This window comes from Propionivibrio sp., from assembly GCF_016790145.1.
Lineage (GTDB): Bacteria > Pseudomonadota > Gammaproteobacteria > Burkholderiales > Rhodocyclaceae > Propionivibrio.
Genome location: NZ_JAEUOI010000006.1, coordinates 1 through 8,472, shown reverse-complemented (window position 1 = coordinate 8,472; position 8,472 = coordinate 1). Strand labels below are relative to the sequence as shown.

Here is an 8,472-nt window from a genome sequence, read left to right as displayed (position 1 = left end):
CAATAGGCGACCCTGAGACCGTGTGCCGTGCTCGTGCGATGCGTTTTTTGGCTACTGCCTGTGATGTCTTCAGGATGGCGGTTATTATCGGCTGGCAGCCCTGCCAGTTCCGATTGTTCAGCGATAGTCAATAAAGCGTGCCGGATAGTGGGCCGTTACCCACGCCAGAAAGACATATTTCAACATCTTTCCGATACCAATAATATGGGCCGTAATAATAGGTGCGACAATAGGAGACGTACCTCGGTTTTCAGTTGTTTCTTCACCTTGCTGCAGCAGACGTCCCCCCGTAAGCGGCCTTCGCTACGAGCGAGGTAATCAAACTCCTGTGCGACGAGTGTCGGACCTAGAGGGTGGAGCAGGCGTGAAACTCGATGTTTTCAGCCTTTGCCAGCGACCGATCCAGGCTTCAAAGCTGACGATCAGACAAGAATAGCACTGCTGAATGTCGAACGCCTGATTTGCCGATTCCAGGCGGTTTCAATCATGAAACCCTTATACCCGCAAAACCCGCCCCACGCTCGCCACGGCGTATCAGTTCTCGTCACCAGGCGCGCTGATATGGCCTGCACGTTTCAGGAAGTGAATTGCAGCCTTGCCAGGTGGGCGTAGAGTCCATCCTGCCTTACCAGTTGCTCGTGGTTGCCGGCCTCGACGATGCGGCCGTGTTCCAGGACCACGATACGCTCGACGCGTTGTACGGTTGCCAACCGATGCGCAATGACCAGCGTGGTGCGGTTCTTCATCAGCTTTTCCAGGGCGCCCTGAACCAGGCGCTCGCTCTCGGCGTCGAGGGCCGAGGTCGCTTCGTCGAGAAGAAGGATGGGGCGGTCGGCGAGCAGGGCGCGGGCGATGGCGATGCGCTGGCGCTGGCCACCGGAGAGGCGCACGCCGCGTTCGCCGAGGTCGGTATCGTAGCCTTGCGGCAACTGGCTGACGAAGTCATCGGCGTGGGCGGCAACACAGGCCGCGCGCACCTCGTCGGGGCTGGCCAGCGGGCGGGCATAGCGCACGTTCTCCAGTACGCTGGTGGCAAAGATCACCGCCTCCTGGGGGACCAGGGCGATGCAGCGGCGCACCGCCAGCGGGTCGGCCGCCGAGAGGGGAACGCCGTCAAGGCACAGTTGTCCCGACTGCGGATCGTAAAAGCGCAGCAGCAACTGGAACACCGTGGTTTTGCCCGCTCCCGAGGGGCCGACCAGCGCCACGCTTTCGCCCGGCGCCACGCTCAGGCTGAAGTTGGCCAGGGCGGGCGTATCGGGACGCGAGGGGTAGCGGAAATTTACGTCAGCAAAAGTGATTTCGCCGCGTGCTCTCGCAGGCAGCGACTGGGGATGCGAGGGCCGGCTGACCTCGGGTTGTGCCGCGAGCAGTTCGAGCAGGCGCTCGGTGGCACCGGCGGCGCGCTGCAAGTCACCCCACGATTCGGAAAGGGCGCCGACCGAGCCGGCCACCAGCGCCGCATAAAAGACGAAGGCGGAGAGTTGACCGGGGCTGATGCGGCCGGCCAGAACATCGTGGCCGCCGACCCACAGGATCAGCGAAATGGCGCCAAATACCAGCACCATGACCACCGCCACCAGCGTCGCCCGGTTACGGATGCGGTCCAGCGAGGTGGCGAAGCCGCGTTCAACGAGGCTGGCGAAATCGCGCCGGTCGGTGTCTTCGTGGCCATAGGCCTGAACGATGCGAATCTCGTGAATGGTTTCGTCGATGCGGTTGCCCAGATCGGCGACCCGCTCCTGGCTGATGCGCGCGAGGCGCCGCACGCGCCGGCCAAAGAGTACGATGGGGATCACCACCAGCGGCACGCCGCCGAGCACCATCAAGGTGAGCTTGAGGTTGGTGGTAAACAGCATGGCCAGTCCGCCGATCAGGATCAGCAGGTTGCGCAGAGCGATCGAGAGGCTGGAGCCGATGGCGTGTTCGATCAGTGTCGTGTCGGCGGTGAGGCTTGAAATCACCGCGCCGGTACGTCCCTGTTCGAAAAACGAGGGCGGCAGCGAGAGCAGGTGGTCGAAGACGCGGCGGCGCAGGTCGGCGGTGACACGCTCGCCGAGCCACGAGACATTGTAAAAGCGTGTGTAGGTCGCTGCCGCGAGCAGGGTGATGATGCCGAACATGGCCAGCAGCGCACGATCGAGCCAGGCCGGGTCGCCGGCGGCAAAGCCCCGGTCAATCACGGCGCGCAAGCCCTGCCCGACGCCGAGCATGGCCAGCGACGCGAGCACCAGGGCAATGAGCGCGAGGATGACGCGACGGCGGTACGGTTTGAGCAAAGCCACGACAACGCGGGCAGGAGTTTCGGGATTGGTCATTTGCAGGCTCAGGGAATTGGCATGCATTGTATGCTCTGAATGACACAGGCTATAGTTCGGGCTCAATCAATTTACCAAGGAGTACACCATGACTTCCCTTCCCTTCACTTCCCTCGTTACCTTGCTGGTGGCTTTGTTGCTGTTCTTCACGGCGCTGAATACCGGTCGGGCCAGGGTGCGCTACGGCATCAAGGCCCCGGCGGTGACTGGGCATGAAATGTTCGAGCGCGCCTTCCGCATCCAGATGAACACGCTGGAAAACGCCGTGCTGATGCTGCCGGCGCTGTGGTTGTATGCCGGCCTGATCGACGACCGCGGAGCAGGTCTGAACGGGGCCATCTGGCTGGTCGGCCGCGTCTGGTATGCCATCGCCTATCAGAACGATCCGGCCAAACGCGGCATCGGCTTCGGCCTCGGTATCCTGGCCTTTTTAGGGCTCTGGTTTGGCGCGCTATGGGGCGTCGTAAGACTATTGATGCACTGAGGTGGACGCATTGCGTTACGCCCTGCGGAAAATCGGTGCGCTGCTCGCAGGCCGCTACAGAAAAAGGATAGTGACGCAATATGACATCTTCGTCGGACAAGCGGACATCATGGCAAATCAGGAAAGATCAAGGTTGATTTCATGACGCGTCCCCTCGACGGAATCACCGTCGTCTCCCTGGAACACGCCATTGCGGCGCCTTTCTGCACACGCCAGCTCGCCGACCTGGGCGCACGCGTGATCAAGGTGGAGCGACCCGGCGCCGGCGATTTTGCCCGTTCCTATGACAATAGGGTCAAGGGCCAGGCCTCGCATTTTGTGTGGACCAACCGTTCGAAGGAAAGCCTGACGCTTGACCTCAAGCAGGCTCCGGCGCTTGAAGTTCTGACACGGCTTCTGGGACAAGCCGACGTGCTGGTGCAAAACCTCGCACCCGGCGCGGCGGCGCGCATGGGCTTGTCGTTCGCGTCGCTGAACGGGGTGCACCCAAAGCTGATCGTTTGTGACATCTCCGGCTATGGCGACGACGGCCCGTACCGTGACAAGAAGGCTTACGATTTGCTGATCCAGAGCGAAGCGGGCTTTCTCTCGGTCACCGGTACGCCCGAAGCACCCAGCAAGGCGGGCGTCTCGGTGGCCGATATTGCCGCTGGCATGTACGCCTGCACCAGCATCCTCTCGGCATTACTGCTGCGCGGTAAAACCGGGCAGGGCAGCCACATCGACGTGTCGATGCTCGAAGCGCTGGCCGAGTGGATGAGTTACCCGATGTATTACGCCCATGCGGGCGCACCGCCGCCGCCGCGCACCGCCGCAACGCATGCCAGCATCTACCCTTATGGCCCGTTCCAGGCCGGTGATGGCGGCACCGTGATGCTCGGCCTGCAGAACGAACGCGAGTGGAAAGTGTTCTGTACAGGCGTTCTCAATGACGCCGCCATTGCCACCGATCCGCGTTTTGACAGCAACGCCCGGCGCAATGAAAACCGCGACGCGCTCAAGGCCCTGATCCTCGATGTTTTTGGCACACTGAGCACCGAGCAGGTGGTCGCGCGCCTCGATCAGGCGCAGATCGCCAACGCGCGCATGAACGACATGGCCGGCCTGTGGTCGCACCCACAGCTCAAGGCGCGCCAGCGCTGGCAAAGCGTGGGCTCGCCCGCCGGCGACATCCCTGCGTTGTTGCCGCCCGGTCGCAGCAACGCGTTTGACTACCGCATGGACCCGGTGCCTGCGGTGGGGCAGCATAGCGAGGCGATACTGCGCGAGCTCGGGCACAGTGATGCGCAAATTTCGGCACTGCGCGCCGTGCATGCGATTTGACGGTCTAAACCTTACGCAGAATATCGACTCGGAGTGGACTGCTGAAATCGGCGCCCTGGCGGGTCATATGCTTCTCGAATTGACTGCGTACCGCAGCAAGCAGTTCAGGCGAAAGTTGATGGTTGGTATGCGTAACCCGGATGATCCGCTTCTCGAAATGCTCGAAACTTTCAAAATGGCTGGGGGTGGAAAAGAATCGTTGCCTGACGAGTGAGAAGCGAGCATCGTCGACCGAGCGCCGGATTGCAGCAAAGGCCCCTTCCCGAACCGGCTTCTCGTCGTGGAACAGGCGCAGGATCTCGTTGAATTCTCCGGCATAGACGGGTTCGGAGATCCAGGCCAGCCCTCCTGGTTTAAGCACTCTCCTGATCTCGCTGAGCGCAAGGTCCATCTTGTCTATGGGTACATGATGCAGTGACTTGAACATCATGACGATGTCGAACGCACTGTCCGCTGCCGGGATCGCTTCGGCAGCACCCTGGCAAAAACTGACATTCGGCAGGTCTGCGATCTGCAGGTTCCTGGCGTGCTGGATGGCATCCACTTCCAGAGCCAGGATAGAGGCTACTTTTCCGGACTGTGCGATAGCCCGGGTCTTCTCTGCCTTGCCACAGCCGAGTTCAAGAATCCTCGCTCCGGCAAGCGGCAATTCGGCGACGATCACATCGAACTCGTCGCACAGTAAATCAGCATCCGGGTCACAAATCTTCAATACAGTTACTCCAGGAAGAATTGAGGTGAGCTCAAGGCCAGGGCAATCAGCCGGGTAAAGTTGTTCTGACGCCAATCAATTGAATGACCCTGCCGGCAGATGACTATGGATGATTGGAAGCTATTTATCCTTGGCAGCTACCAGGGAATCTCCTGACCATCGTACGCAATGAATCGCCCCGCGTTGTCGGTCGATAGCCGGTCAATCACGGTCCGCATCCCGGTGACGCTTTGTTGCACGTTGATAAGTGCATTGGCACCGCCCATATCGGTCTTGACCCATCCCGGATGGAGCGTGCAGGTAGCGATGCCACGAGGTTTCAGTTGAATTGCGAGATTCTTCATCACCATGTTTACGGCGGCCTTGCTGGTTCGGTAGGGGTAGCTGCCGCCGCTGTCGTTGTCGGTGATACTGCCCATTTTGCTTGAGAGCGTGACGATCTTGCGCAGGCGACTGGCGGCGACATGCTCAACAAAAGCCTCGACCATTCTCAGCGGGGCCATGGTGTTGATCAGGAAGGCCTTCTGCCATTCATCGTAGTCAGTTGAAGCGAAGGATCCGTGAGGATAGAAGCCTGCGTTATTGATGAGCAAATCGATGGCCTGATCTTTCAGTTCCGACGCCAGACGCTCGATCTGGCTGAAGTCGGAGACATCGAGCGCATGCACCGAAACCTTTCCTCCAGAACTGGCAGCCAGGGTATTTAACACCGCGGCCTTGAGCGGATCGCGGCAACAGGCGATGACAAGACAGCCATCGCCGGCATATTGCCTGACAAATTCAAGGCCAATTCCGCGATTGGCACCCGTGACGAGGACCTGACAGCCTTGATCATTCATATGTGCCACCTTTCGATTTCATGTCGTCAATACAAGAACTCTACTTTTTCACGAACCCACGGCGTTCTGCGTAATAATTTTTCCTGTCCGACTGCTGCGCAGCGATTTGCACGCACGGCGAGTTATCCAGCACTTGCGTCATTGACTGCAAATGGGTTGAATATCACCCATCAAATTCGGGTGCAGCCCCGTTGAACGTACGATACCGGTGCTCGCGTCGAACATCACGTCAAAAAATTCCTGAACATTCCAACTGTTGCAGAACAACCATGACCAGGCGAGTTCATTGCTCCTCGAGTAAAACTGTGTCCACATTGATCCCGAGGGACCAAGGACGCGTAGAACCTCGTCCTTGCTCATTCCCGCCTGGACACGGTTAAAATGCGCCATGTCCAGCACCGCTTCGATGCGCTGCAGTTTTCCATCAGGCCCGACATGCGCCATGAAAGTCTGCGTGCCTGCCGGGCCGCGCGGAAAAGCCAGTTGTTCGCTTCCATCCGGATTCTTCCAGACCATCGCCGGCTCGCCCATCGAGGCTATGACCTCGGGTAGCGTCGACACACCCGGCCTCAGATTGCTGCCGCTGTAACCGGCGCAGGCAGAAACAAGCAGAACACTGATAACAAGCAACCCGCGTAATCCTGCTGAAAGTTTTCCGTCCATTTCTACCCCCATGCCCGATCAGTATTGAGTTCATTTTCACATGCTCAAAGGACAGGATATCCAGAGAGACTTCTGTGAGTATCGCTGGCACCGGGTGCTCAGTCAATCGCCGTTTGGCGCAGGAATGCGTCAAGATTCGAAGCCGGAAGGGGTAGGCTGATCTGCATGGTTATTGACCCGCTCTTTGCTAAAGGCGTGGAATTGACCGGGGTGGTATGAATCAGGATACTCGAGAACCTGTGCTTGATATCGAAATCAATGTCGTAGCGCGCACTCCTCGTTTTTGAATACTTGTTTCCAACATTTCGAAAATTGATCAATCATGAACAGAACGCTCCTGATCTCCAGTCTGACAATCCTGCTGCTGGCAGGCTGTGCCGACTACCAGCTTGTGGCTTATGACACCGACGAGAATTATCTGAATTTCAATCACCCGTTCACAGACAAGGCAATTGCTGAGGTGCTTGCCAGAGCCGAGACACTATGCAGACAGAGAAAGCAAGTGGCAATTCAGACCTCAAGAATATGCTCACTTTCACAGTGCACCACAAACTATCAGTGCGTGGATCAGGCTGACGTTACCAAGTACGGATTGTAGGTGGCCGGCGGCCCAGCTTGGTTGGCCCGTTCGTTCCGCCTAGTCGCCGCGACGCACCAGCGCACGCAGACGGGTAACCTCGTCCTGCAGGTCGATCACCAGTGCCGCGAGTTCGGGCAATTGCTCGAAGTCGCGCTCGAGTGCATCGATCTGGCGTGCTCGTCGGATTTCGTGGCCGGAAAACTGCCAGCGTGCGGGCTCGTCGCCGGGTACATTGAAGATGCCGGCCTGCACATGCGTGCTCACCCACTCGAGCGAGACGCCACAGACCTGGGCGAACTGGTCTAAATCGAACACCTGATCGTCGACGACCACGGCGGCAAAGACCTGGCCGGGGTTCCCCTGATAATTATCCTGTGAGCTCATCTTGTGTTTTCCCATTCAGCGCGCGGGTTGAAGGCAAGCTCGCGCTGCATCGTTTCGTAAATCTGACGTGCCTGCGGGTGGCTGGCGTCGGGTAGAACCACCTCAATGTTCAGGTAAAGGTCGCCTGACGAATCGCCCGGAATCCCCTTGCCTCGCACTTTAAGTTTGTGTCCACTCTGTGCGCCTTCCGGTATGCGTACCTTGACCTGATGACCGGCCGGCAGGGCAATGGCGATGGTCGCGCCAAGCGCCGCTTCCCAGGGGGCCACCGGCAAAGCGAGATGCAGGTCGCGACCTTCTACGCGGAATCGCGGATGCGGGTGAAAATGCACTTCAAGGTAGAGATCGCCCGCTGAACCGCCAGAGAATCCTGGCGCGCCCAGCCCGCCCAGCCGGATCAATTGTCCTTCGCGCACTCCCTGCGGGATCTTGACCTTGAGCGTGCGCGTGACGAGCGTCAGCCGCCCGTCAGGCCCGGCCTGCGGCACACGCAGGCTGATCTGGCGCGTGCTCCCATTCCACGCGTCGTCGAGATCGATGACGATGCGGGCATGGTGATCCTGGCCCTTGGCTTGCGGACCACCCGCCCGGCGCCGGGTGCCACCGATGTGGCTGAACAACTCGGCGAAGAAATCGCTGAAATCGGCCGCGTTTTCCGGCGGGATACCATTGCCGGAGAACTCGAAGCCGGCATCCCAGTCGGGCGGCGGACGGAAGTCCTGACCGGTCTGATATTGATGGCCAAGCTGGTCGTAGGCCGCACGGCGCTCAGTGTCCGAAAGGACGGCTTAGGCTTCGTTCACTTCCTTCATGCGCGTATCGGAATCCGGCTCTTTGGACACGTCCGGATGGTATTTGCGTGCCAGTTGGCGATAGTGCTTCTTGATCTCGTCGGCGCTTGCCGAGCGATCAACGTCAAGTATCTGGTAGTAATCCCTGAATTTCATTGACGACCTCGTTCAAATACCTGAGTGGCTTCCGCTTTGATGATGGGTGCGCAGGCGACTGATTTCAAGGGGGCTTGAAAAGTTGGCAGACCGGCCCTACCTCGGGTCCGAGCCTGCCGGAATACTTTCATGCGTTTGAATTCACGCCGGAAATGACTGGTGGGTGCCAATCCAAATGTATTAGCGAAAGGAGAGCACAATGTACCGAACCTTGTTTCCCAG

General features: G+C 59.1%; 10 protein-coding genes. 3 read left to right on the top strand and 7 right to left on the bottom strand.

What is annotated here, in order from left to right; genetic code table 11:
• Positions 1–575: 575 nt before the first annotated feature.
• A complete protein-coding gene (locus tag JNM42_RS00560) occupies positions 576–2,318 on the bottom strand; it encodes an ABC transporter transmembrane domain-containing protein (protein WP_294264545.1) in 1,743 nt (580 codons plus the stop codon).
• A gap of 88 nt (positions 2,319–2,406) precedes the next feature.
• On the opposite strand from JNM42_RS00560, the gene JNM42_RS00555 reads away from it, so the two are divergent.
• Both JNM42_RS00555 and JNM42_RS00550 read left to right on the top strand, forming a co-directional pair.
• Positions 2,407–2,802 (top strand): MAPEG family protein, encoded by a 396-nt coding sequence (locus JNM42_RS00555; RefSeq protein ID WP_294264542.1) that lies wholly within the window; start codon positions 2,407–2,409, stop codon positions 2,800–2,802.
• Positions 2,803–2,943: 141 nt separating this feature from the next.
• Positions 2,944–4,125, top strand: a complete 1,182-nt coding sequence (locus JNM42_RS00550) for a CaiB/BaiF CoA-transferase family protein (protein ID WP_294264540.1) — start codon at positions 2,944–2,946, stop codon at positions 4,123–4,125.
• A gap of 4 nt (positions 4,126–4,129) precedes the next feature.
• On the opposite strand, the gene JNM42_RS00545 is transcribed toward JNM42_RS00550, so the two are convergent.
• The 3 genes from JNM42_RS00545 to JNM42_RS00535 all read right to left on the bottom strand — a co-directional run bounded on the left by JNM42_RS00545 (position 4,130) and on the right by JNM42_RS00535 (position 6,339).
• Complete coding sequence (locus tag JNM42_RS00545; protein ID WP_294264536.1) at positions 4,130–4,837, bottom strand: class I SAM-dependent methyltransferase; 708 nt, start codon at positions 4,835–4,837, stop codon at positions 4,130–4,132.
• 137 nt (positions 4,838–4,974) lie between these two features.
• On the bottom strand, positions 4,975–5,676 hold the full coding sequence (locus JNM42_RS00540; RefSeq protein ID WP_294264531.1) for an SDR family oxidoreductase: 702 nt from the start codon (positions 5,674–5,676) through the stop codon (positions 4,975–4,977).
• A gap of 138 nt (positions 5,677–5,814) precedes the next feature.
• The gene (locus tag JNM42_RS00535) at positions 5,815–6,339 is read right to left on the bottom strand and encodes a hypothetical protein (RefSeq protein WP_294264529.1); all 525 of its coding nucleotides are present in this window, start codon (positions 6,337–6,339) and stop codon (positions 5,815–5,817) included.
• Positions 6,340–6,661: 322 nt separating this feature from the next.
• Between JNM42_RS00535 and JNM42_RS00530 the strand changes: the two genes are divergently transcribed.
• Entirely contained in the window at positions 6,662–6,937 is a 276-nt protein-coding gene (locus JNM42_RS00530) for a hypothetical protein (protein WP_294264525.1), read from the top strand.
• 39 nt (positions 6,938–6,976) lie between these two features.
• On the opposite strand, the gene JNM42_RS00525 is transcribed toward JNM42_RS00530, so the two are convergent.
• The 3 genes from JNM42_RS00525 to JNM42_RS00515 all read right to left on the bottom strand — a co-directional run bounded on the left by JNM42_RS00525 (position 6,977) and on the right by JNM42_RS00515 (position 8,250).
• Positions 6,977–7,303, bottom strand: a complete 327-nt coding sequence (locus tag JNM42_RS00525; RefSeq protein WP_294264522.1) for a MerR family transcriptional regulator — start codon at positions 7,301–7,303, stop codon at positions 6,977–6,979.
• Positions 7,300–7,923 carry a DnaJ C-terminal domain-containing protein gene (locus JNM42_RS00520; RefSeq protein WP_294264519.1) on the bottom strand — a complete coding sequence of 208 codons (624 nt, stop codon included), beginning with the start codon at positions 7,921–7,923 and terminating at the stop codon, positions 7,300–7,302. The genes JNM42_RS00525 and JNM42_RS00520 overlap by 4 nt, the downstream gene beginning before the upstream one ends.
• A gap of 168 nt (positions 7,924–8,091) precedes the next feature.
• The gene (locus tag JNM42_RS00515; protein WP_294264516.1) at positions 8,092–8,250 is read right to left on the bottom strand and encodes a DnaJ domain-containing protein; all 159 of its coding nucleotides are present in this window, start codon (positions 8,248–8,250) and stop codon (positions 8,092–8,094) included.
• Positions 8,251–8,472: the final 222 nt, after the last annotated feature.

What these genes read in the sequence shown, in the direction of transcription:
- JNM42_RS00540 (WP_294264531.1), bottom strand. Translation starts at nt 5,676, where the DNA reads ATGAATGATCAAGGCTGTCAGGTCCTCGTCACGGGTGCCAATCGCGGA.
- JNM42_RS00515 (WP_294264516.1), bottom strand. Translation starts at nt 8,250, where the DNA reads ATGAAATTCAGGGATTACTACCAGATACTTGACGTTGATCGCTCGGCA.
- JNM42_RS00550 (WP_294264540.1), top strand. Translation starts at nt 2,944, where the DNA reads ATGACGCGTCCCCTCGACGGAATCACCGTCGTCTCCCTGGAACACGCC.
- JNM42_RS00560 (WP_294264545.1), bottom strand. Translation starts at nt 2,318, where the DNA reads ATGACCAATCCCGAAACTCCTGCCCGCGTTGTCGTGGCTTTGCTCAAA.
- JNM42_RS00530 (WP_294264525.1), top strand. Translation starts at nt 6,662, where the DNA reads ATGAACAGAACGCTCCTGATCTCCAGTCTGACAATCCTGCTGCTGGCA.
- JNM42_RS00535 (WP_294264529.1), bottom strand. Translation starts at nt 6,339, where the DNA reads ATGGACGGAAAACTTTCAGCAGGATTACGCGGGTTGCTTGTTATCAGT.
- JNM42_RS00525 (WP_294264522.1), bottom strand. Translation starts at nt 7,303, where the DNA reads ATGAGCTCACAGGATAATTATCAGGGGAACCCCGGCCAGGTCTTTGCC.
- JNM42_RS00555 (WP_294264542.1), top strand. Translation starts at nt 2,407, where the DNA reads ATGACTTCCCTTCCCTTCACTTCCCTCGTTACCTTGCTGGTGGCTTTG.